Origin of the sequence: Listeria swaminathanii (genome assembly GCF_014229645.1) — a bacterium.
GTDB lineage: Bacteria > Bacillota > Bacilli > Lactobacillales > Listeriaceae > Listeria > Listeria swaminathanii.
In genome coordinates this window covers 881,567-903,967 of the sequence record NZ_JAATOD010000001.1, presented here as the reverse complement: position 1 = coordinate 903,967, position 22,401 = coordinate 881,567, and the positions used below count along the sequence as shown (strand labels likewise).

29 protein-coding genes and 1 riboswitch are annotated in these 22,401 nt (G+C 40.4%); of the genes, 1 reads left to right on the top strand and 28 read right to left on the bottom strand.

All coding sequences use genetic code 11. The features are described from left to right. Nucleotides 1–3: 3 nt before the first annotated feature. The 17 genes from HCX62_RS04580 to cblT form a co-directional block, all read right to left on the bottom strand. Nucleotides 4–681, bottom strand: coding sequence for an energy-coupling factor ABC transporter transmembrane protein (locus tag HCX62_RS04580; protein WP_185637239.1), 678 nt, complete (start codon nt 679–681; stop codon nt 4–6). After that, nucleotides 668–964 (bottom strand): energy-coupling factor ABC transporter substrate-binding protein, encoded by a 297-nt coding sequence (locus HCX62_RS04575; RefSeq protein WP_008947568.1) that lies wholly within the window; start codon nt 962–964, stop codon nt 668–670. The genes HCX62_RS04580 and HCX62_RS04575 overlap by 14 nt, the downstream gene beginning before the upstream one ends. After that, nucleotides 961–1,611, bottom strand: a complete 651-nt coding sequence (locus HCX62_RS04570) for an energy-coupling factor ABC transporter permease (protein ID WP_185391591.1) — start codon at nt 1,609–1,611, stop codon at nt 961–963. Before HCX62_RS04570 ends, HCX62_RS04575 begins: the two co-directional genes overlap by 4 nt. An 80-nt stretch (nt 1,612–1,691) precedes the next feature. Next, a complete protein-coding gene (locus HCX62_RS04565; protein ID WP_185637237.1) occupies nt 1,692–2,402 on the bottom strand; it encodes a cobalt-factor II C(20)-methyltransferase in 711 nt (236 codons plus the stop codon). After that, nucleotides 2,395–3,180, bottom strand: coding sequence for a sirohydrochlorin cobaltochelatase (locus HCX62_RS04560; protein WP_185637235.1), 786 nt, complete (start codon nt 3,178–3,180; stop codon nt 2,395–2,397). Before HCX62_RS04560 ends, HCX62_RS04565 begins: the two co-directional genes overlap by 8 nt. Next, nucleotides 3,177–4,658: a uroporphyrinogen-III C-methyltransferase gene (gene cobA, locus HCX62_RS04555; protein ID WP_185637233.1), complete on the bottom strand. Its 1,482-nt coding sequence runs from the start codon at nt 4,656–4,658 to the stop codon at nt 3,177–3,179. Before cobA ends, HCX62_RS04560 begins: the two co-directional genes overlap by 4 nt. Further along, on the bottom strand, nt 4,658–5,410 hold the full coding sequence (gene cobK, locus HCX62_RS04550; protein WP_185637231.1) for a precorrin-6A reductase: 753 nt from the start codon (nt 5,408–5,410) through the stop codon (nt 4,658–4,660). Before cobK ends, cobA begins: the two co-directional genes overlap by 1 nt. Next, nucleotides 5,407–6,132 carry a precorrin-3B C(17)-methyltransferase gene (gene cobJ / locus HCX62_RS04545; protein WP_185637229.1) on the bottom strand — a complete coding sequence of 242 codons (726 nt, stop codon included), beginning with the start codon at nt 6,130–6,132 and terminating at the stop codon, nt 5,407–5,409. Before cobJ ends, cobK begins: the two co-directional genes overlap by 4 nt. After that, nucleotides 6,129–7,160 (bottom strand): cobalt-precorrin 5A hydrolase, encoded by a 1,032-nt coding sequence (gene cbiG / locus HCX62_RS04540; RefSeq protein WP_185637227.1) that lies wholly within the window; start codon nt 7,158–7,160, stop codon nt 6,129–6,131. Before cbiG ends, cobJ begins: the two co-directional genes overlap by 4 nt. Next, nucleotides 7,147–7,896 carry a cobalt-precorrin-4 methyltransferase gene (locus HCX62_RS04535; protein ID WP_185637225.1) on the bottom strand — a complete coding sequence of 250 codons (750 nt, stop codon included), beginning with the start codon at nt 7,894–7,896 and terminating at the stop codon, nt 7,147–7,149. The genes cbiG and HCX62_RS04535 overlap by 14 nt, the downstream gene beginning before the upstream one ends. 5 nt (nt 7,897–7,901) lie before the next feature. Continuing rightward, entirely contained in the window at nt 7,902–8,471 is a 570-nt protein-coding gene (locus HCX62_RS04530; protein WP_185637223.1) for a decarboxylating cobalt-precorrin-6B (C(15))-methyltransferase, read from the bottom strand. Beyond that, complete coding sequence (locus tag HCX62_RS04525) at nt 8,461–9,057, bottom strand: cobalt-precorrin-7 (C(5))-methyltransferase (RefSeq protein ID WP_185637221.1); 597 nt, start codon at nt 9,055–9,057, stop codon at nt 8,461–8,463. Before HCX62_RS04525 ends, HCX62_RS04530 begins: the two co-directional genes overlap by 11 nt. Beyond that, nucleotides 9,054–10,175: a cobalt-precorrin-5B (C(1))-methyltransferase CbiD gene (gene cbiD, locus HCX62_RS04520; protein WP_185637219.1), complete on the bottom strand. Its 1,122-nt coding sequence runs from the start codon at nt 10,173–10,175 to the stop codon at nt 9,054–9,056. The genes HCX62_RS04525 and cbiD overlap by 4 nt, the downstream gene beginning before the upstream one ends. A 15-nt stretch (nt 10,176–10,190) precedes the next feature. Next, complete coding sequence (locus HCX62_RS04515) at nt 10,191–10,823, bottom strand: cobalt-precorrin-8 methylmutase (protein ID WP_185637217.1); 633 nt, start codon at nt 10,821–10,823, stop codon at nt 10,191–10,193. Nucleotides 10,824–10,835: 12 nt separating this feature from the next. Next, complete coding sequence (cbiB, locus tag HCX62_RS04510; RefSeq protein WP_185637215.1) at nt 10,836–11,783, bottom strand: adenosylcobinamide-phosphate synthase CbiB; 948 nt, start codon at nt 11,781–11,783, stop codon at nt 10,836–10,838. Further along, complete coding sequence (locus HCX62_RS04505) at nt 11,780–13,138, bottom strand: cobyrinic acid a,c-diamide synthase CobB (protein ID WP_185637213.1); 1,359 nt, start codon at nt 13,136–13,138, stop codon at nt 11,780–11,782. The genes cbiB and HCX62_RS04505 overlap by 4 nt, the downstream gene beginning before the upstream one ends. 162 nt (nt 13,139–13,300) lie before the next feature. Next, a riboswitch (cobalamin riboswitch) is annotated at nt 13,301–13,490 on the bottom strand. Next, nucleotides 13,472–13,966: an alpha-ribazole transporter gene (gene cblT / locus HCX62_RS04500; protein WP_008947552.1), complete on the bottom strand. Its 495-nt coding sequence runs from the start codon at nt 13,964–13,966 to the stop codon at nt 13,472–13,474. It overlaps the preceding riboswitch by 19 nt. Before the next feature lie 313 nt (nt 13,967–14,279). On the opposite strand from cblT, the gene HCX62_RS04495 reads away from it, so the two are divergent. After that, nucleotides 14,280–14,831, top strand: a complete 552-nt coding sequence (locus tag HCX62_RS04495; protein ID WP_185637211.1) for a helix-turn-helix transcriptional regulator — start codon at nt 14,280–14,282, stop codon at nt 14,829–14,831. A 43-nt stretch (nt 14,832–14,874) separates the two neighbouring features. Here the strand turns inward: HCX62_RS04495 and HCX62_RS04490 are convergent, their stop codons facing one another. From HCX62_RS04490 to eutL, 11 genes are all read right to left on the bottom strand, one after another. Next, entirely contained in the window at nt 14,875–15,321 is a 447-nt protein-coding gene (locus tag HCX62_RS04490; RefSeq protein WP_008947550.1) for a EutQ-related cupin domain-containing protein, read from the bottom strand. Further along, nucleotides 15,314–16,435, bottom strand: coding sequence for an ethanolamine utilization protein EutH (eutH, locus tag HCX62_RS04485; protein WP_003736358.1), 1,122 nt, complete (start codon nt 16,433–16,435; stop codon nt 15,314–15,316). Before eutH ends, HCX62_RS04490 begins: the two co-directional genes overlap by 8 nt. Before the next feature lie 15 nt (nt 16,436–16,450). Then, nucleotides 16,451–16,996, bottom strand: a complete 546-nt coding sequence (locus HCX62_RS04480; RefSeq protein ID WP_003721583.1) for an ethanolamine utilization microcompartment shell protein — start codon at nt 16,994–16,996, stop codon at nt 16,451–16,453. Next, nucleotides 16,989–17,258, bottom strand: coding sequence for a EutN/CcmL family microcompartment protein (locus tag HCX62_RS04475; RefSeq protein WP_185637209.1), 270 nt, complete (start codon nt 17,256–17,258; stop codon nt 16,989–16,991). The genes HCX62_RS04480 and HCX62_RS04475 overlap by 8 nt, the downstream gene beginning before the upstream one ends. A gap of 14 nt (nt 17,259–17,272) precedes the next feature. Next, a complete protein-coding gene (locus HCX62_RS04470; RefSeq protein ID WP_185637207.1) occupies nt 17,273–17,845 on the bottom strand; it encodes a TIGR02536 family ethanolamine utilization protein in 573 nt (190 codons plus the stop codon). Beyond that, a complete protein-coding gene (gene eutD / locus HCX62_RS04465; protein WP_008947548.1) occupies nt 17,842–18,483 on the bottom strand; it encodes an ethanolamine utilization phosphate acetyltransferase EutD in 642 nt (213 codons plus the stop codon). Before eutD ends, HCX62_RS04470 begins: the two co-directional genes overlap by 4 nt. A gap of 12 nt (nt 18,484–18,495) precedes the next feature. After that, complete coding sequence (locus HCX62_RS04460; protein ID WP_008947547.1) at nt 18,496–19,251, bottom strand: cobalamin adenosyltransferase family protein; 756 nt, start codon at nt 19,249–19,251, stop codon at nt 18,496–18,498. A 165-nt stretch (nt 19,252–19,416) separates the two neighbouring features. Next, nucleotides 19,417–19,701: a BMC domain-containing protein gene (locus tag HCX62_RS04455; RefSeq protein ID WP_003719393.1), complete on the bottom strand. Its 285-nt coding sequence runs from the start codon at nt 19,699–19,701 to the stop codon at nt 19,417–19,419. 31 nt (nt 19,702–19,732) lie between these two features. Then, on the bottom strand, nt 19,733–21,193 hold the full coding sequence (locus HCX62_RS04450; protein WP_185637205.1) for an acetaldehyde dehydrogenase (acetylating): 1,461 nt from the start codon (nt 21,191–21,193) through the stop codon (nt 19,733–19,735). Then, nucleotides 21,193–21,714: a BMC domain-containing protein gene (locus HCX62_RS04445; protein WP_185559212.1), complete on the bottom strand. Its 522-nt coding sequence runs from the start codon at nt 21,712–21,714 to the stop codon at nt 21,193–21,195. The genes HCX62_RS04450 and HCX62_RS04445 overlap by 1 nt, the downstream gene beginning before the upstream one ends. A 14-nt stretch (nt 21,715–21,728) precedes the next feature. Next, entirely contained in the window at nt 21,729–22,382 is a 654-nt protein-coding gene (gene eutL, locus HCX62_RS04440; protein ID WP_003721576.1) for an ethanolamine utilization microcompartment protein EutL, read from the bottom strand. Nucleotides 22,383–22,401 lie beyond the last annotated feature (19 nt).

The window sequence follows — 22,401 nt, the reverse complement described above, 5'->3', positions numbered from 1 at the left end:
CTCCTAGATATGAAATTCTCCTTGATATAGCTTCACATCAAGTGTTACAACCATTTCATTATATCTTTTCATTACACGATTAAATAAAGTATTTACGAGCATTCCAAATGAACAATAACTATTTTTTATGCCGTGATAACCAAAGCGAAGGCTCTGTGCTTTTCGAATCGCCGCTGCTTCTTCTAAGAAAATAAAGATAAAACGGTAAATTAAAATCGTTAGTTCAATGAGCACTTTGGGGATAAAAATTCGCTTCATTACTCTTGTTAATTGTACCACGGGAACGGTTAGGACGAAAAAGTATGTTGCGGCTAAGCAAGCGATACTTCGGAAAAAAACTTGGGTCGCCGTCGTAATCGTCACATCAGAAATCCCGAGATAAAAACTGCCAAGCGAAATCGAAGCGAGAAAACTACTTGGATCTTTGGAAATCGAAATAAGAATCGATAGTAAACTAAAAAGTAGAAATGAAAATGGTAAAAGGAGCCATTTCAAATATTGTTTAAAATGAATTTTTACGACATAGAGCGTTAGTGGCACCATGCACAAGAATAGGATGGCTTGGACGAGCACGGGGCCGGTTAACGCGACTATGAGAATTGCGACATAAAATAAAGCTTTTGCTGATGGTGAAAACGCAATCCACCGGTTTTGATACGCATATTTATCAATGGTTAACATCGGTCTCAGCTTTCCGCTTGCCACGACTCACACCAATGACATAAGCGATAATTCCTGTTCCGATACAGCCTTGCAGTGTAAATAATAAACTTTCAATTTCGCCACTTTTTGGTTCATAAAGTGGTTCAAACCATGGTTCATAGCTTGGGTCAATTTTAGTAATTTCTGCTTCGGCTTCCCCGTCAGAACCGCCATACTCCCCTGTTTTATTGAAGAAAAACGGACTCACCATTAACAAAACAACTAATAGAATTAAAATGACATTAATATTTATTTTTTTCATCGTAATTGTGCCACCTTTTCTGGTAAATTTTTGCTAATAAGATTGTACATAACTACTGTTAGCAAGCCTTCTGCAATCGCGATTGGAACTTGAGTCACACAGAAAATCGCCATGAATTTTAGAATAGAAGCCATCATGCCTGATGCTGGATCTGGGAAAACGACTCCGAGCTGAACGCTGGTGGTTAAGTAGGTCGCTAAGTCAGCTGTCATCGCACATAAGAAAATCGAAACACTTTTATTGCAGTTTAATTTACGAGCTAGTTTATACACGACAAAACCGACCATTGGGCCAATTACAGCCATTGACATTGCGTTCGCACCAAGGGTTGTAATCCCGCCGTGAGCAAGTAATAACGCTTGGAAAAGTAGTACAATCACGCCTAGAACACTAACAACGAGCGGACCGAACATAACTGTCGCAAGGCCAACACCAGTCGGATGCGAACAAGAGCCTGTCACGGATGGAATTTTTAGTGCAGAAAGAACAAAGATAAAGGCCGCACATAATGCTAATAGTAATTTATTATTTTTATCTAGAGCAATTAATTTACGAATACGCATTAAACCAAGTACAAGAAATGGAATGAAAACAATAAGCCAAAAAACTGCCCATTTTACTGGTAAAAAACCCTCCATAATATGCATTGCGTGTGCGGATTCTGGATTGGTTAAAGTAAAGTAAATTACGCCGATTAAAACAAATGGTAGAAACTTCCATAATTTTTTCATTTGTATTGCTCCCTTCTTTTTTTCACGATAATCGTGGTAAAGTATGACATTTTTCCTTCTGGATTTATGTTTTGCATGCCGTATGTGATTTTTTCTGTCGCCATGGCAACGTCGCTTACTACAACTGCTGCATCAAGCAAATTCAGTTTTTTTAGTAATGTCGTAAGAAGGGGTAAATTGCTTGCTGCTTTCATGAAGACAACGGTATCAAACAACATGAGCGCTTGTTCGATTTTTTCAGCGCCTGCTGTGACCGGGATAACGGCAAAACTTTCCTCGTCCATCACGAGTGGTAATTCAATTTTGGAAGCGATATTCGAAAAGGAAGAAATACCCGCTAGCGTAACTGTTTCAATTTCGCCTTTTAACAGTTCTAGTAAATAGCTATATGTGCTGTAAACCATTGGGTCGCCTAGTGTGATGAAACCAACATCGTTTCCGTTTTGAACGTCTATTTTGATTTCTTCCGCAATTTCTTTCCATGCCAGCATCTTTTCTTCTTTGTTGTAACTCATTGGAAAATGGCGTTCTTTGATGATTAGCGTATCTTTTAAATATGGGCTGACGATTTTCTTAGCTAAGCTTTCGCCACCTTTTTTCGGTTGGGGAGTGTAGAGAATGGCTAATTTCCCAAGTCGTTCTGCCGCTTCCATTGTGACTAGTTTGCTGTCACCGGGGCCTGTGCCAATGCCGTAAAATTTAGCCACGTGCTTTCACCCTTTCTATTGCCGTGTGGATGTGGTCGATAAATTGGGCTTGGATGAATTCGTTCTCGCCTAATCCTTGCAAATGACATTCGGTTTTTATGCCAGCTTGTTCTAACGTACTTTTCCAAGAATCATCGTCATCAGAGGCCATATCGTTGGTGGCATGATCGCCTGCTACAAGCATAAATGGCATTAAATGTGCTTTTTTGATTTCTGCTTGTTGCAATCGTTCAATCACTTGATCCAGACCGGGATAACTTTCTACTGCACAAAGATAGATTGGTTCGTTTAAAAGCATATGGTCAAGGCAAGCATAGGCGCTGAATGCATGGTGTTTTGAGCCATGCCCCATAAGGATTAATGCTTCTTGTTCTTTCAAAGGAGGCATTTGATGGCGGATAGCTTCGATGGCTTTTTCGTAATCTTCCTTAGAATCAAGCAGTGGTTGGCTAACGATGATGGAATCAAAATCCGGTTTAAATCTTTCCACTTGGGCCGTGATTTTTTCAAATTCACCACCGCTAATAATATGTAGTGATTGAATAATGACTTCCTTATAGCCTAATTCTTTTAGTTGGTTTAACGCTTGACTTGGCGTGTTGATATGCATGTTGTCACGTGTTTTTAGTTTTTTAATAATTTTATTAGATGTAAAGGCGCGGAATACCGTGTAGTCAGGAAATTCTTGAGCTACACGTTTTTCGCATGCTTCAATGGTTTTTTCTCTTGTTTCTGGATAACTAGTACCAAAACTAACGACTAAAATGGCTTTTTTCATTGTGGTACTCCTTCTAATTTTGTTTTTTGGATTAGTTCGATTAAGCTCTCAGGTGTGGCACTTTCGGCTTCTGTAAAATCGTTAATGCCGAATGATTGCAAGGTTGCGCTTGTGAATCTTCCAATGGAAAGGATTGTTTTCGTTTGTAAAATGGCTTTTTCTTCAGCTGTTAAAACATCAAGTAAATTTTGGACGGAACGCGAGCTAGAGAAGCACACTTGTTCAAAGCTTTCGAGATCAAATGGGCGCTCGGTCACTGGGCGCATATCGTATAGCGGCATCATTTCGAGTGCTTCCACTTCGGATAAAATCGCGCTAACTTCCGCTGTATCAACCACGCTCCCGATAATCAAGTTGCTCGCATTGTTTTGGAATCGCGCTAGATGCTCTAAAATCAATTCCGTGCTCCGTCTTTTAATGAAGCTATCTGGGATAATTCCTTTTTCGCTAAATGCTTCTTTTGTTTGCTTGCCGATTGCTGTAAGATGGGTATTTTTTAAAGAGCGAATATCTAAATCTAGTGCTGTTAAATAGCCGAAAAATCGTTCTACAGCTTCTTTGGATGTGAAAAGAAGTTCGCTTACTTCAGCAAGTTCTGCTTTTGTTTTCGTTGGTGCAACATCCAAGACTTGAATATTTGGATACATCGTTACTTCTCCGCCTAAATCGCGAATTTGTTCCGCGAGCATACTTTTTCCAGCACGTGCTCTTGGAAGTAATACTTTTGTATGGAAAAGAGGCATTTCTTCAAAAAAGTTCAGCTGCGGCCGTAAGCTCACCACATCGCCAACCACGATAAGCGCTGGGGAGGAAATACCGGATTCTGCTACTTTTTGCTCGATTGTTTGTAAGTTTCCCGTAACCGTTAATTGTTTGCCGCGCGATGCCCATTGTACAATCGCAACACCCGTTTCTGCTTTACGACCATTTCCAAGTAGATTCGCGCAAATATTAGGCAAATTTGTCATTCCCATCAGGAAAACGAGCGTTCCTTCAAGTCGCGCAAGTGCTTCCCAATCTAGCGGGTCGCGTCCTTTTTTCAAATGACCAGTAATCACGTGAAAACTTGAAGCAAAATCACGATGTGTCACTGGAATTCCCGCGTAAGCAAGTCCGCCAATTGCAGATGTGATTCCCGGAATAACTTCAAACGGAATTCCTGCTTTATAAAGCGTCTCTCCTTCTTCCCCGCCGCGCCCAAACACATAAGGATCGCCTGCTTTTAAACGTACAACTAGTTCATTCGTTGCGGCTTCTCTTACAAGAATTTGCTCGATTTCATCTTGGGGAATTGGATGATGTAAAGGTTCTTTTCCCACATAAATTAGTTTACAGCTAGCTTTTCGTTCTTGGAGCATCGCCGGTTCAACGAGACGGTCGTATACAATAACATCTGCCTTTTGAAGTGCGGCTAATCCTTTTACAGTTAGTAGTTGTGCATCTCCTGGACCTGCGCCAATTAACATGACTTTTCCCATTAGTAGACCTCCAATTGTGTTAAAATTTCTGGTAGTTCTGTTATATGATTTATTTCGATTGGATAATTTAATTTTTTGCGGCGAATGACAATGACAGGAATATTTAGTTCTGCAGCTGCTGTAAGTTTTTCTTGAAAGCCGCCTTGTTTGCCACTTTCTTTAGTTATTAACACATCAGCCCCAGTCATTTCTAGCTGTGTTCGGTTCGCTTCTTTCGTGAATGGTCCTTTCATGCCGATGATTTGGTCGGCAACGAGTCCTAGTTCTTCTGCTGAACGAATGACATCCGACACTGGCAAAATGCGCGCGATAATGTGCTTCTCCTTCAAGCCAGCCACAAATTCGGGTAAATTTTTGCTGCCGGTTGTCAGGAAAATCCGCTGACCAAGTTTAGCCGCTACTGTACATGCTTCATTGATATCCGCTACCAAATACGTATTATCTGTTTGTTCGCTCGTGCGTTCGAACCGAACATAAGGAATGTTCGCTTCCTTACAAGCCTCCATCGCTGTTTCAGAAACGATTGTCGCAAATGGATGGGTTGCATCAATAACGAGGTCAACATTTTTAGCGTGCCATTTCTCGAGCATTTCTTCTTTCGATAATCTGCCACAAAATACAGTTTCGGCGTGCTGCTTGGCCAATGTTTCCCCGTAATCTGTTGCGACTGAAAGAATAAAGGCAAGTTTTGTTTCAGTTAGCCAGTCGCTAATTAACAAGCTATCCGAAGTTCCTCCGAGCACGAAAATCATAGTGAGTAGCCTCGAGGTGTAATCATTTTGCCATTTTTTACGTATGTTTCTTTATTTCCTACAATGACCATCGTTGTCATATCCACTAACTCATAGTCGATATCTTGCATCGTAGTAATGATTTTCCGCTCTTCTTTTCGACCAACATCTTTGACGATACCAACAACCGTATCTCCTGATTTGTGCTCCATCATCTTTTGAAAAGCGTTCGCTAAATGGTTGGCGCGGCCTTTACTTCTTGGATTGTAAAAACAAACAACAAAGTCGGCCATCGCGGCATGAGTTAAACGTTTTTCGATTACTTCCCACGGTGTCATTAAATCACTTAAACTAATATGGCAAAAATCGTGCATGATTGGTGCGCCAAGAACTGCAGCAGCTCCAATACTCGCGGTAATTCCTGGGATTACTTTAACTTCTAAATTGGGGTCGCTTTTTTCAGCTAGTTCTAAAACTAAGCCAGCCATGCCATAAATCCCAGCATCACCACTGGAAACGACAGCCACTTTTTTGCCTATTAATGCGATATTTACGGCTTCTTGGCAGCGGTCGATTTCGCGTCGCATGCCCGTTTTCACTACTTCTTTATCTTTAATTAGCTCTTTGATTAGTTTGATATAGGTGACATAACCAACGATAACGTCTGCATCTTCTATTGCTTGCAGCGCTTCACCTGTCATTAATCGTTTATCTCCTGGGCCAATTCCGATTACATAAATCATTTTGCCACCTCACTATTTTTAGTTAGTTTTCCAGCTGCGAATGTCACACCATTTTCGGCAAATCGGCTTGTAATCACGTTTCCATTACTGCCAATATCAGCTGCTGATAAGGCGACATTTCCTACTTGCACGGTTTTTTGAACGAATGCGGATGTTGGGTATTTTTCAGCCACTGTTTGCAATTCTTCCGCTGAATGGACGATAAACTCAATGCCCCATTTTTCCGCTAAATGTAGAATTGCTGGTTCTTCGGCTTTGAGTGTAATGCTATGAATCGCACGAAATGCTCGTGGGTGTATGTTTTCTTGTTCACAAAAATGTCTAAAGGCGGCATCAATTGTTTCCACCGAAATACCTTTTCTGCAACCGACTCCAAGAATAAATTGTCTTGGTACTAGCTGGATTCGTTCTAGTTTTGCGGTTGGTAAATTATTTTTAGTTGATATGAAAATTTGCGGACTCACTTCTTTGTAAGTAAAACCTCGCGTATCAACTTCAAACGGTTCATCTACGTGCAAACCGACTTCTTTTCCTGCTGCTAGTAAGCCATTGATACGCTTCGTTGTTGCTTTAAAATCGGGCAAGTAACCGTCTAATTGTTTAGCGATATTATCAATCGCCGCCACATTGGCCCGATCGGTTGCGGTTGTAATAACTGCTGCGCCACCTGTTAGTTCAGCAATTTGCTCCGTTAACGCATTCGCTCCACCAACATGACCGGAAAGTAAACTAATGATAAATTGACCATATTCATCCATGACGAGTACTGCCGGATCTGAAAGTTTATCTTCAATGACTGGCGCCAGCGTCCGAACCGCAATTCCTGTCGCCATAATGCAAATTAACGCTTGATATTCCGTGAAAATCGTCCGCAGACCTGTTCCAAAATTTGGCGTTAAGATTTGTGTGTGTGCATTGTGATGTTTTTCTGGAACGAAAATCGTTGCAGCTACTGTTTCTGCTAACGTTATTGCTAAATCACGCCCACGTTCGGTGACAGCAATAATGGCAATTTTATCTGTACTCATGTTTGAAATCCTTGTCATATAGCTTGGAATAATAAAATTCTTCTCCAAGGAAATCGCCGACCATAATAAGTGCGGTTTTCGTAATTCCTGCTTCTGTCACTTTTTCCGCGATGTCTTCTAGCGTACCAGTTACTTTCTTTTCTTCTGCCCAAGTCGCTTTATAAATAACCGCAGCTGGTGTTTCTGGTTTATAGCCACCTTTGATTAATTCTGAAACGACTTTTCTAATACCTTGAACGGATAAGAAAATAACCATCGAAGTTTGGTGCGCTGCGTATGATCTAAGCGATTCGCGTGATGGTACTGGAGTTCGGCCAGCCATTCGCGTAATAATCACACTTTGGCTTACTTCTGGAACCGTATATTCGACGCCAAAACTACTCGCTGCACCAAGGAATGAACTTACTCCAGGTGTACATGTAAATGGAATTGAGCGTTTTTTCATTTCCTCGACTTGTTCGCGGATGGAACCATAAATAGAAAAGTCTCCCGTTTGCAAACGAACAACTTCTTTCCCAGCTGTTACACCTGCTTCCATACAGTCAATAATTTCGATTAAGTTCATACTCGCGCTATTATGGATTTCACAGTCAGCTTTACAATATTCCAGCAACTCCGGATTCACGAGTGATCCAGCGTAAATAACTACATCCGCCTCTTTTAAAAGTTGATATCCTTTTAGTGTGATTAATTCTTTATCTCCAGGTCCTGCTCCGACGAAATGTACTTCTGCCATTTTCTTCACTCCTCTAATTTTTTACAGCCAATAATGATGGTTGGGTTTTGTGGTTCAAAGTAATGCCCCGCGCCAAGTTTATGCCAGCTCGAAACTTGAATTTGTTTCATCGTTAATTCACTCACGGCTAATTTTTCTAAATGGTTCATTGCGGTTAACGCATTTTCTAACAAAATAAAATTAAGAACTAAACGGCCGCCCGGATTCATTTGTGCCAGTGACCAATCAATAATATCGGTTAAATTCCCACCACTTCCACCAATGAAAATGGCGTCAAATGTATCGTTTTCTGCTAATTCAATCGGCGCATAAGCTTCTATAACTGCCACATTCTCTAATCCAAACTTGGCTTGGTTTTGTTTGATCAAATCGACCGCATCCGGGTTTCGCTCAATTGCAGTGACCTTGATTTCTGGGAACTGACAAGCTACTTGAAGGCCTACACTCCCCGTCCCAGCTCCGACATCTAGGAATTTTCGACAGCTAGCATCTAAACCGAGCAAATCAATGCTCGCCGCTCGTACTTCCGCTTTTGTCATTGGTACTTTGCCGCGAATAAATACTTCATCCTTCATCTATAATCACCACTACATTCATATCGTATTTTTTTGCCACATCTTCGGGCTTTAATTTGTGGATTCGTTCTTCTTTGGAGCTTAAATTTTCACCTATAAAAATGATTTTTTGGAGGTTTCGCTTTAAGATTTCAGCAGCAATTTCGTATGGTCCAATAATCGTATCGGTCACCATTGCGACTTTTTCATGTTGCAATAAAAAATCAAAGTTTGGCGTTTTACCATGGCTGCTCGTAATAAAACAATCATTCATTGGTAATTTAATTTGGTGAAACATCATTTGGATGGCGCTAATACCTGGAATAATTCGAACATCTTTCGCAAAATTCGCCATCGCCCAGTTGCCAATTCCGTAAAGGAGCGGATCACCCGATGCCAAAATCACTACATTTTGATTTTGATGAGGAATGTTTTTTAAATCTGCTAGTTTTTTTGGTAAAAGCATGGGTGTTGCAGTCGTTAATTCGGCAATTTCTTGTAATTGTCTGGTTGAGCCATATACCGTATCCGCCTTGCTTATCGTCACTTTTGCTTCATTGATTAATAGTTTTGTATCGCCTGGACCAATTCCGACTACCGTAATCATCGCCATTCCTCCCGTAGTACGTCGATGTCTTTCGTTGCAGCAAGTAAACCGCGCTCGGTCGAAAAAGTGACAACATCAATTTCCACGCTTGGTTTCGTGAATTTCAAAAAGCGCTCTGATCTCGTTTTAATTTTTTGTGCGATAACGTCATAAACTTGCGTGTAACCAGCTGCTTCAATTAATTCACCCGCCGCTTCCGTCGTATTGCACTGCTCCACTTCTTGCAAAAGTGGTAACGGCGCGCCGAGTAAAGCCAAATTGGCAACCAAAATTTCTGCCCGAGCATCGGCATCTTTACTATATGTCGTAAAAATCCCCGCCGAAACCTTCACTAATTTGCCGAAATGGCCGACCATCAGTACTTTTTTGAAAGCGAGACGCTGCGTTTCTTTTAGCATATAACCAACAAAATTACTCATCGAAACGATATTATTACTTGAGAAACCAAGTGTATTTTGGACAAAATCATCGCCATAATTGCCGGGAACGAGGATAATTTGGTCGATCCCTTGATTACGTTTCATTTCGAGTTCGATCGATAGCGATTTTTTCCAGCCTTCATCCGACATCGGGGTAACAATTCCGGTCGTGCCTAGAATAGAAATCCCGCCGATGATGCCTAAGTTGCTGTTCATCGTTCGTTTCGCACGTTCTTCGCCTTCCGGAGCATAAACTAAAATGTTTGCACCACGATTTTCGCCAAGTGATTCGCGCACCGTTGCTAAAATATTTTTCCGTGGTGCCGGGTTAATTGCCGCTTCGCCAACTGCAACAGAAATTCCTTTTTGCGTGGCACGTCCAATCCCAACACCGCCATCTAATACAATCTCAGCGCTATCCGTTAATTCCACATCCACAAAAATCCACATTCCGTGAGTCGCATCAATATCGTCCCCGCCATCTTTTTGAACCGCGGCAGTTGCTTTATTTTTGGAAAATTGTTGATGTGCAACAGGAATTTCAAGGATAGTTCCCCCGGTCGTCGTTACTTGTACCGCGCTCACTTCTTCTTGTGTTAAAATCATTTCAACACAAGCTTTAGCCGCGGCGGCCGCACACGTTCCAGTCGTATAACCTTTGCGATATTTTTTGCCATTATAATAAATAAAATCTTCCATCAGTTGTCGCCTTCTTTACATCGTAATCAAGATAGCATTAATGATCGCCGCAGCAAGGTTACTACCACCTTTTCTACCACGTGCCACAATTGCTGGAATATCTGTTTCAAGAATTTCTTCTTTGCATTCAGCAGCACCGACAAAGCCAACAGGAACTGCGACAACTGCATCCGCTTGTAACTCGCCACTTTCCGTCATTTCGATAATTTTATACACCGCTGTCGGCGCATTTCCTAAGACAAACAATTTCGGTCCGTCTTTTAAAGAAGCAAGCTTAATTCCGGCCATTGACCGCGTAATACCGTGTTGTTTCGCAATTTCCATTGTTTCCGGATCACTTACATAACAATGATACTGACAACCTAATTCATCTAAAAGTCGTTTATTAATACCACTAAGCGCCATATTAGTATCGGTGAAAATCGTTCCTTTATTTTGAAGAACATGAATGATTTTCGCAATCGCGTCTTGTTGAAAAACAAGGCTATCCAAGTAATCAAAATCCGCTGTCGTATGTATCGCACGTTTGATAATCGCTTCCTCTAGTTTGTTTTGAAACGTGTAGTCTGGACGAATATCATCAATAATTTGTTGAATAATTTCAAAGCTTTTCTCTTCAATTTTGGCTGGATTTTTAATGTAATTCATTGTGCCACTCCTTTAAAATAGTATTAGATATATACTTGCAAAAACGATAAATGCAATTGTTGATGCCGCATATAATAAGTGAATTGTTTGGCTAATTTCTGTTTGTGTCACTGGTTTGGTGCCGCTGCCGATAGTTGGTTTAACTACTGTTTCACCAAAGTATTCGTGCGTGCCACCAAGCGTGATACCAAGTGCCCCCGCAACCGCACCTTCTGGATAAGCACAGTTGGGACTCGTATGATTTTTCCGGTCCCGAAGTCCTATCACCCAAGCTGCGCGCCCATCATACCTTAAAATAAAACTCGCAATAACGAGGAATAACCAAGATAGTCTTGCTGGAATAAAATTGGCAATATCATCCATTTTCGCGGAAACAAAACCAATCGCGCGATATTTTTCATTTTTATAACCGACCATTGAATCCAGCGTATTGACCGCCTTATACATTAAAGCAAGCACTGGTCCGCCGATGAACAAGTAAAAAAGTGGTGCAATTACACCGTCTGCCGTGTTTTCGGCTACAGTTTCAATCGTTGCTTTGCTAATTTGTTCTGCCGATAGCTTATCTGTGTCGCGCCCAACAATCATCCCAACTTGCACTCTAGCCGCCGCCAAATCCCCGTCAGCTAGTGTCCGCTCTATTTTCCGCGCTTCTTTTGCAAGACAAGTCATCGCAAGTGTTGTATAAGCCAAGTATATGAAAACAGCTGCGTAAAGCCAGAAAGCAATTTTTGCACTAAGGTAAAGAATTAACCATGAAACAAAGCCTGTCATACCAACCGTTAGAACGAATAATAATCCACCAGCAAAATATAATGCCTTCGCATGAAAAAGTTTCCGTAAAACGTTCGTTAAAAATTGAATCCAATTTCCGATTGCTTTGATTGGATGCGGCCAGCTGTATGGGTCACCTAGCAAGCAATCTAAAAGAAAGGATGCCGTATAAAATAGTAATGTCATCGCTGCGCACTCCTAAACATCTGAACTAGGATTGCTGGATTTTGATAGAAATGAATGTGCAAATAACTCGCAAACGTATTCCCCTTTTGATAGCCGCCAAGCCATTCTTTCACTATTTCGCCGTCTCGTTTTTTCGAAAGCTCTAGACAAGGTGTTTCGGTCGTTTCAAAAATCGAATGATGGAATTCATGACCCCGAATTGCGGAGCCTTTTTTGCCAATCAACGTGTCTGTGCTTGGTGTCGCGGTACAGTAACCAAACTTCCGAAGTCGCGTCGTCATCTTACTTATCCCAGAAAAAATACCGACCATTTCATATTGGGCATCGTCCATTTCCAAATGCGAACCAAGATACATCAACCCGCCACACTCCGCATAAATTGGAACGCATCTTTCATGCGCAGCCAAAATCGATTTCCTCATGCTTTTGTTACGTGCGAGCCGCTCCGCAAACACCTCCGGAAACCCGCCGCCAATATAGATGAAATCCGCTTTTGGAACTTCCTTATCTTCCAGTGGGCTAAACGGAATCAGCGTTGCCCCAGTCGAACGAATCAGTTCTAAGTTATCTTGATAATAAAAATGAAATGCTGCATCGAGCGCATAAGCAACCCGAAGTCCACTAAAGTCCGGCAGCGCGATATCAAGTGACTCTCCGACCAAATCTTCACTAGACTTGCTTATTTCCAACAATCGTTCCAAATCAACATGTTCGGCAATCAAATCACCAAGTAACTCCCATTTTGTTTCTAATTCCGTCATTTCTTCTTGTGGTACTAAACCAAGATGCCGTTCTGGAAGTGCAACCGCCACGTTTTTCGGTAAGTAGCCTAGTACCGGCACATCCGTATAACGCTCAATCGCCCCTTTAATTAAGGAAAAATGGTTTTCAGAAGCAACTCGATTAATAATCACACCAGCAATTTTCAGCTCCGGATCAAAACGATTAAAACCATCCACAATTGCTGCCGCGGAAGTCGAAATCGCTTTACCATCCACGACTAAAATCACGGGCGTTTTCGTGCATTTGGCAATAAAGGACGTGCTCGCATTGTCACGATCAATCCCAAGCCCATCAAATAATCCCATCACACCCTCAATCACCGAAATATCCGCCGATTCCCCGTGCTTTTGAAAAAGAGCAGCGAGCATAGCATCATCATCAATCAGGAAACTATCTAAATTAATCGATGCAACACCTGTTATCGCCTGATGATAATTGGTGTCAATGTAATCTGGCCCTACTTTGAACGGTTGAACCCGTAAGCCTCTTTTTCTCAGTGCATGCATAATTCCAAGCGTGACTGTTGTTTTGCCAGCTCCACTTGATGCAGCCGCAATTAAGATTTTGTTCATCTCTTTTCACCTTTCAAATTTAGCCATAAAAAAAGACACCAAACAGAACTTTGGCGTCTTTTTGAGATTTACGCAAATAAGCTATTTCCTTGTAGCACAAAGAAACTTCCCCATCGTGAAAATCTACTTAATCAAGACAACTCGCTCCCTTAGAAGTTGTTTTTGGATATCGAATATAAAAGCGGTCTCCTGACTTAACATCATCCTACTCACCAGTCTTCCCGGAATTACTTCCAGTGACATATGTTTGGCTTTCGTCCGTATTACAGTAGCTAGGGCCTGTAGAGGATTTTCACCTCTTTCCCGGATTAATATATTCACCTATTTAGTTGTTTAGTACCCGGCAATTCGTCTTTTCCAGCGTTCTGGTAATACTTGGTAAACGATTTCTGCGACTAAAATGTTGCAAATCGTTCCCACTGCAAGAACTGGGAATAAAACAAACACCGCTTGATGCATTAATGGATAAAGTGCAAGTAATGATAATGGGCAATTAAAAACAAAAGCGACAACACTCGATACACTAATAGCTACTAGTGGATTTTTTTCTGCCAGTTTTTGGCGTGTAAACCCGTAAGCTATCATTGTTACGCCCATCATTCCAGCGACAATCAAATGAATCGGTAGTGTGAGCGGAAAACCCGCCAGTAATGCTGATGTTAAATGACCGAAAATCCCAAGCACTGCGCCGTACATCGGACCAAGCAGCAAAGTTCCAATAAAAGCTGGAGCTGCGTCAAATGCAACAGAACCCATTAATTTTATGTTCGCGCCAATTACACACATCGCAATCAACATCGCACATAAGACTAATTTTTGAATCTTCAATTGAAAAGATCACCCTCTCATGAAAGCGTTATTTCCATTTCATTATATCCCTGTTAAACCACTGGTACAAGGTCACTCAGAGCACCGAAAGCAAAATAGTGCAAGCTTTTACAAACCGATTTTTTCTGTTTTACCCGGCAAAAATAGCCACCAGTGTGAACTTTTTCTCAATTTCTATTTTCCACGATAAGAAAATGACAATATTTTGTTATAAAAAAGAATTTATTGTTCTATTTAAAATACAGGATTAAACGTTATTTAAAGCGATTTTATGGTATAATTAGTGCGAGCCGAAAAGGAGGAGGAATTGCATTTGGAGAAAGAAAAAGTTGTCAATATTCAACCACTCATGACTGGTCAAGTTGAAAATCAATTTACGCAACAAATTCATGAAGACTTTAACAAGAAAAATCCAGATCACTCCGCCCTACTTCATTCGCTTGAAACTGTTGAAGTGTTAGACGTTCTAAGTGATTATTACTCGGCGCATGAAAAACAAAAACAACCTAAAAAAGAGAGTGTTAATTCAAGTAAATCTGGCGGCGAGCATAAAGAAATCAAACAAGCGATTCGCTACATTAAAAAGAACATTCATCGCTCGATTACTTTAGAAGAAGTCGCAAATTATGTTTATTTAAGCCCCTTTTATTTAAGTAAATTATTTAAAAATGAATTGAATATCAATTTTATCAATTACGTCAACGAACAAAAAATGCTCTATGCAAAAGAACAATTAGAAAAAAGCGACTGGGCGGTGCATACGATTGCCAAGAACTTAGGTTTCTCAAGAGCCAGCTACTTTTGCAAAGTCTTTAAAAAAGAATTCGATATGACTCCGAAAGAATATCGCGATTCCTTAAAATAAAAAAAATGATTTCAGCCGTTAAGCTGAAATCATTTTTTTATTTTTATTGTGACTGCCAATCAGCCGGATAAGTAACATAAACAAATCTTGCTTCACCAGTAACGGAAAACTTGATTTGGCTACCTTTAGGAATGAAAATAATTTCTCCTGGTCCAGCTGAAACGGTTCTGCCATCAATGACAACATCTAGTCTGCCTTCGATAACGTAGTCCACTTCATCATAATCCAAGAACCAATCGAATGTTGTATCTTTCATTTCCATTAGACCGAAACCTAGACGTTTACTTTCTTCTAGTGTTACTAAGTCTTTTGTATAAACAACATCGCTCGGGTTACCTGTATCTAAACGATCTTCTTCTGAAACTTTCACAACAGGAAGTTTAATCGATAAAATACCACTTGGATCAACGTGTTTGGAACTTTGGCCCATTTTTTCAATGATAACTTGTTTTACTAGTTGTTCGATTAACTCTTTACTAATATCAGCCATTATCTTTCACCGCCGTTTGTTCTTTTGTTTTATTTTTTTTCATCATTCGGTTAGCCATGTAGATACCAACACCAACAGCAGTTACCCCTCCGACTAATTTCCCGACGATCATTGGGAAGATCATATCTTTAGCAACACCAGCTGTAAAGCCTAGATGATCACCTAAAACAAAGGCCGCAGATACTGCAAAAGCAACGTTAATAATTTTACCGCGCTCATCCATATCTTTTAGCATTTGTAACATTGGGATACTGTTTGCAAGTGTAGCAACCATACCAGCTGCCGCAACTTCATTCATACCAAGTAATTTACCCATTTTCATAAGAGGCTTGTTGAAAAGTTTCGTAATAACGAATACTAAACAGAAAGCTCCTGCAAGAACTAGTGCAATACCACCAACGATTTCAATACCTTCGCCGATTGGTGCAATTCCTGGAATAATAGTTAAACCAGTTAATTGTTGAACAGCTCCAGCAACAAGTCCGATAGTAGCAACAATTACTACGCCTTTACCGAAAATAGTGAAACCTTTAATCATGCCTTCTGGTTTGAACCAAAGACCTAACATAATTAGAGCAGCTACAAGAATAATTGGTACTAAGTTTTTGAAAATCATGATTGGAGAGAATCCAGCTACAAGTCCACCGATTAAACAACCGATTGGAATAGTAATAATACCGGATAATACACCAGTTGCTAAATATTTGTGATCTTCTTTTTTAATAATTCCTAGTGCTACTGGAATTGTGAAAACGATTGTTGGTCCCATCATCGAACCTAAAATTGCTCCCGCAAAAAGACCAGCATCAGGAGTTAGCGCAAGTTCTTGAGCTAGCGCAAAACCACCCATGTCATTCGCAAGTAAAGTTGTTGCAAACATTGCCGGGTCAGCCCCAAGCGCCGTATAAATTGGTACAACAATCGGGCTTAAAATTTTCGCTAAAACTGGTGCTAACGTAATAATCCCGACCATTGCTAGTGTTAGTGAACCCATTGCCATAATACCTTCTTCAAATTGTGCACCTAAGCCAAATTTGTTACCGATAATTTTGTCAATAGCTCCTAAAATCATAAAGATAACCATTAAATAAATAATAATTTCATTAATGCTCAAAAGTGTTCCTCCATTCTATAGATAGCGTTTTAAAAGTTCATCAGGAGAAGGAATAACCGTATGATGTATCACCTTTTTTGGTTCGGCGGTTTCGATTAGAATCCGCATCCCTTCTTGAATAGCACTAACTTCCCCTGTAAAAACAGCGACAAATTTCCCACCAATCGAAGCACCGAGCGTCATTCGTTTTAAATGAATAGCTGATTTTTTCAGCGCTTCATTGACCGCGTTTAGCCCAGCACCGAGTTGACTGATTTCGATAATGCCTACTGCGTCAACTTCCACTTTAGGATGTTTATTGTTTAGAAAAGCAAGTAATTCTTCATGCGCCATATGCAAAATATAAGAAGAAACATGAAATTTTCCAGCTTCTTCTTTCGCATCTTGCATCGCACTAGTAAGTTCACCGGAAGCACCTTGCAAAATAATCAAAAATTTACCAGGACATGTAGGACGAAAAGTAAATAAAGTTACATTGCCTGCTTTCAAGAAAACATCGGCCATTTCGTAACCTTTACTTATACTCCTGAGTTCAAGAATACCTAAGGACTGTTCAGCCATAACGTTCTACCGAGTCGATAATGCCGACGATACAAGCGTCCACTGGTATTGTATTGTCCCCAGTAGATGCTCGTGCTGCGCTACCAGTTGTAACGAGCACAATATCGCCATTTCCTGCTCCGGCATTATCAGCTGCCACTATGGAATGTCTTACATCTTCCGTTTCATCGGTACAAATCTCTACTAATAGTAGTTTTAAACCATTCAGTTTTTCGTCTTTTCTTGTTGCCCATAAACTCCCGGTAACTTTTCCAATTTGCATGACGCTCTTCCTTCCTAACTTTCTTTAATGCTAATTCGGTTTTCCTGTAAATAGTCTTTTGCAAGTGGTGTTAAGAAACTTCCTTTAGGCAAAATGAATTCGCTTTTGTTCTTAGTCAGTTTTTCAACATCCTGTTCGGTGATAACTTTGCTTTCTTTCGTGTCTTTTACCGGACTTTCGATAAATTCGACACCAAATCTGCTCAGCTTCTCCTCGTACTCTTGAAAAAGTTGTCTGATACCAAATTTAGCGGAACGTTTGTAAGCCTGTGCTTTTATCCCACTCTTCATAATCCAAGTAGGCCGTCCTGCTAAAAGATGATCCGTAATAAATTGTTCTTTTTTGTTCATCGGTGCAAACAAACTGATTCGAGCTAATTCAGCGATGTCCAATTCTTCCAGTAATAAAACGTCACAAGCGCGTTCAGAACGATCATAAAGCGAAACTTGATATTCTTTTTGATAACACTGTCTGAGAGTGTGTTCTGAATCTTGCCCCATGATAATCATTTTTTTCTCTGGAAGTTCTAATCGTTTCATGACTTCCTCAGTGACGGCTTTTATGAGTGCTTCTAGTTCCATACTCATTTAGCCTTTGTTTTCTTGATTATTTGACCTCGAATTCCCTTTTTAAAACCACATGCGTTGGCTTCGTCATAATCAATGTGCATATATGTAGCGAAATCAGGGCTAATCCGAACAACAACATCGTCAAAAATTAGCGGTCTGTCACCATTAATTTTCACTTGTACAATTTCACTTTGCGTTACTTGTTGTTTTTCTGCATCAGCAGGCGTCATATGAATATGGCGTTTTGCAACAATAAGTCCTTCAGATAATTGAACGCTGTTTTTTGCGGATAAAAGTAAAATTCCTGGTGTTCCAGCTATGTCTCCACTTTCGCGAACTGGTGCTTTAATTCCAAGCGCCGTACCATCTGTGGAACTGATTTCTACTTGTGTTTTCTTACGGATTGGTCCAAGAATTACGACGTTATGAATAACGCTTTTTGGTCCAACAATACTAATTCTTTCTTTACAAACATATTGACCCGGTTGAGATAGGTCACGGAAATGAGTAAGTTCATACCCAGGACCAAATAGTGCATCGACTGTTTCACGATCTAAATGGACGTGACGGCCAGATGCTTCTACTTCTACGCCAGTTTCAAGTAATGCGCGGCGAGTGACTTCTTCAATAAGGCTTGTTATTAACTCATTATTCATGAATAAGCCTCCTTACTTTTTATATTCATTAGTTCTCACGCGGAACATCAGTATCCAGAATAAACTCGATAATCGGTTAAGCGCTTGAATAATGTCTGGTCGTTTAATGGAATAATCTGCTTCCTTAAAAGCTAAGAAGGCAGCTAATTCTGTTTCACGGACCATCGTTCTTATTTTGTTTAAACGAATGACAGCATTACCCATCGTATAATCAGGCATAAAGTGTGTCATTTGGTAATATTTTTTCGGATTATGACTACGTTCCCGCAGTTCTTTTTCATCCATTCCAAGCAAATTCACTGATTCGATTTGCTCGTTTAAAACTTCCGCTCGTACAATATTTCTTACAAAGGTGAGGATTTCTTGTAAATCTTCCGCAAGATCTTTAAATTCAGCTGCAACGGAACATTGGGTTTCCAGAATTTCAGCTTCCAGTGTATCTAATTTTCCGCGGAAAGCAATTTGTGGATGGTCTTTAAATACAAGCAGATTACCACGCAAATGCGTCATATGTTCTGGCTTCTCATCTAATGCTCCACCATAAATCGTTTGGAATTTTGCTCGAGTAGTTTCTTTTTTCACTGGTTCCACTACTACTTTTGTTTCTGCAATTTCTTCAATATAATGAAGGTCGATTTTCTTTTCAGACAAGAAACTCTTAGCTGAAGGTGTGATAATCGTGCCTTTTTTTATATCTAGTTTTTTCGTTGTTTTTAAATCGGTGTGTAAATAGGCTTTTCGTAACTCATCTTCTGTCAAAATAGCCAAAGAACCACATCCTTTTGTCCCATTTACAATTGGTGTTAGTAATGTTGGGAAGCTTTATCTTGCTTAAATCTGGTAAAAAGCGAAAGTTTCGGGCTTTTTTCGAGTCTGATGGAACTCTCTTGCCTTACGCTCACGCTTTTTCCTGATTTATGTTAAAAATTTATCTTATTCAGCGCTTTTTGGTAGAATTGCGTCTACTTCGCTGTGTGGACGTGGGATTACGTGTACAGATAGTAATTCACCAACGCGTTCTGCTGCTGCTGCGCCTGCATCTGTTGCTGCTTTAACTGCGCCAACATCGCCGCGAACCATAACTGTTACTAGACCGCCACCAACTTGTTCTTTACCCATAAGTGTTACGTTAGCTGCTTTCACCATTGCGTCTGCTGCTTCTACTGCTCCTACTAAACCTTTTGTTTCGATCATACCTAATGCGTTTGCGTTTGCCATTTTAAAATTCCTCCAATTAGTGTTTTATTTTTTATTTTAATTCTGCTAAAACTTTTTCTACTAAACTTTGGATCAGTGCGTCTGCATCAACCGGAAGTTCAGATGTTGCTTGGTTTTCTTCTTTACGAATATCTTCTAACTCTAAAACGCCTGTAGCAATGCGGCGAATGTTGAAAAGATTTTCAGGTCCGATATTATCAGATGAAGAACTTCCTCCAACTGCCCCACAACCAAGTGTTAAAGCAGGTACAAGATTTGTTGTTGCGCCAATTCCGCCAAGTGCTCCTGGTGTATTAACTAAGAGACGGGAAACTGGTTTTTTCAGTGCGAATTCGCGGATGATCGCTTTATCTTCAGAGTGGATAACAAGTGTATGTCCAGCTCCTTCATGATAAAGGATATCCATGCTAAGCTCGCAAGCATCTTGCCAAGTTTCTGCTGTGTAGAAAGCCAAGATTGGAGCTAATTTTTCTCTTGAATAAGGGATTTTAGCGCCAACTTTTGTTTCTTCAGCGATAAGTACTCTTGCGTCAGCTGGAACTGTTAGGCCAGCAAGGTCAGCGATATGTTGCACGCTTTTACCTACGATTGCTGGATTCATTGAACCATTTGGACGTAAGATGAATTTACCAAGTTGAACAGCTTCTGCATCGGACAAGAAGTGAGCTCCTTGTTTTCTAAATTCAGCAATAACAGCTTCTTTATTCACACGTTCAACAACGACAGATTGCTCAGATGCGCAAATTGTTCCGTTATCGAATGTTTTAGAATCAAGAATATGTTTTACTGCGCGAGGAATGTTAGCACTGCGTTCGATAAATGCTGGGCCATTACCTGGACCTACTCCAATTGCTGGAGTACCAGATGAATAAGCGGCTTTTACCATTGCAGAACCACCTGTTGCAAGGATAACTGCTGTATCTTTATGCTTCATTAGTTGATCTGTTCCTTGAATGGTTGGAACAGTCATACAGCTGATAGCGCCTTTCGGACAACCAGCTTTTTCTGCAGCTTCACTAATAATTCTTACTGTTTCAAGAATTGCTTTTAGTGCGTTTGGATGTGGAGAAAATACGATACTATTTCCGGCTTTGATGGAAATAAGTGTTTTGTAAATAACAGTGGATGTCGGGTTCGTTGACGGGATTAATCCTGCAACTACGCCTAGTGGAACAGCAACCTCCATTACTTGATTTTCGTTATCATCTTTTAACATACCAATGGTTTTCATATCTTTGATGTAATTGTAGACGTGTTTCGAGGCAAAGACGTTTTTAATTACTTTGTCTTGCCAGATTCCAAAGCCAGTTTCTTCATGTGCCATTTTTGCGAGTTTTTCGCGAGCATCATAACCAGCATCCGCTATTGCTTTTACAATTGTATCAATTTGTTGTTGGCTCATTGCAGCAAGTTCTTTTTGTGCAGTGTTAGCTGATTCAATGAGGTTACGAACTTCTTGGATTGAGCGTAAATCTTTATCTTCTAGTGCCACTAGTTTTCACTCCTTCCATAAATGTCTTTTAGTGCGTGAACAAGTTTATCCTTGTTCGCATATTTAATCTTGCTCTTTGGAATAGGCACATTATCTAATGTGTAAGCAAGTTTCCTTAAATCAATAACTTTCATTGCGCGAAGTTCTTTTTCTGCACTCTTGGTGTTTGTTTTCACTTCTACGACTTTTTGAATTTCTTCTTTTGGTTCTTCTTGTTTGACTTCTTTTGGTTGTGGTTTAACTTCTTCTTGAGGAACAAAAAGTGCTTTTGTATCTTCGCTCATTCGTGCAATAACATGGCTTGATACTAAACAACCTAAGTCTTCTGTTGCTGCTTTTCCTGCTTCAATAGCTGCATTTACTGCACCTACATCACCAGTTAATTCAACTGTTGTTAATCCGCCGCTAATGACTTCGCATTGAATTAGCTCAACATTCGCTGCTTTTAAACATGTATCAGCTGCAACAACAGCACCAAGAAAACCAGTGACTTCAATTAAACCTAGTGCTTCATTTGACATCTTTTAGCACCACCTTAATATTGAAGTGGATTTTCAGCCACATTTTCTACTGCCATTTTGAAGGCGTCACAAGCTGCTTTACATGCAGATTGGCTACCTGTTAAAAGTGCGCCGCCAAAGTTTGTTTCGGACGGTGGGCCGTAGAAAGCTCCGATTGTTACATCTGCTGCTTTAAGCGCTGCGTCTAGAGCATACATTGCTTCAAGTGGAGGGGCGATTAAGTAAGCAATCGCTTCACCTTCTGCAACATTTGCTTCTTTAGAAAGGAATGTACCAGTTCTTGAAACACAGTGTGCGAAGTAAGGTACGCTATCATCTTCGTTTGCACTAACAAAGCTAGCACCATTTTCGATGAAATCTACTGCTACAGCAAGACCACTTTTTACTTCTGCAGGGCTTGGTCCGGCAATAATACCGATAACTTCACCAGCGAATTTTGTGGATGCATTTCCAGCACCAGCATACATACTTTTCGCATAAACAACGTCTACTTCAGCTGCTTTTGTTGCTTCGTCAAGCGCTGTATAAGTTACATCATCACAATCAGATGTAATAATACCAAGGCTTCTTTGATGCGGTTTTAAGTCAAGTTGTTTAAATAGACCGTTGTCTACGTTAGATACAACTTTTACACTTAAAACGGATGCAGGTAATTTATCATTTTTCATGAAGTTTCCTCCTCTAACT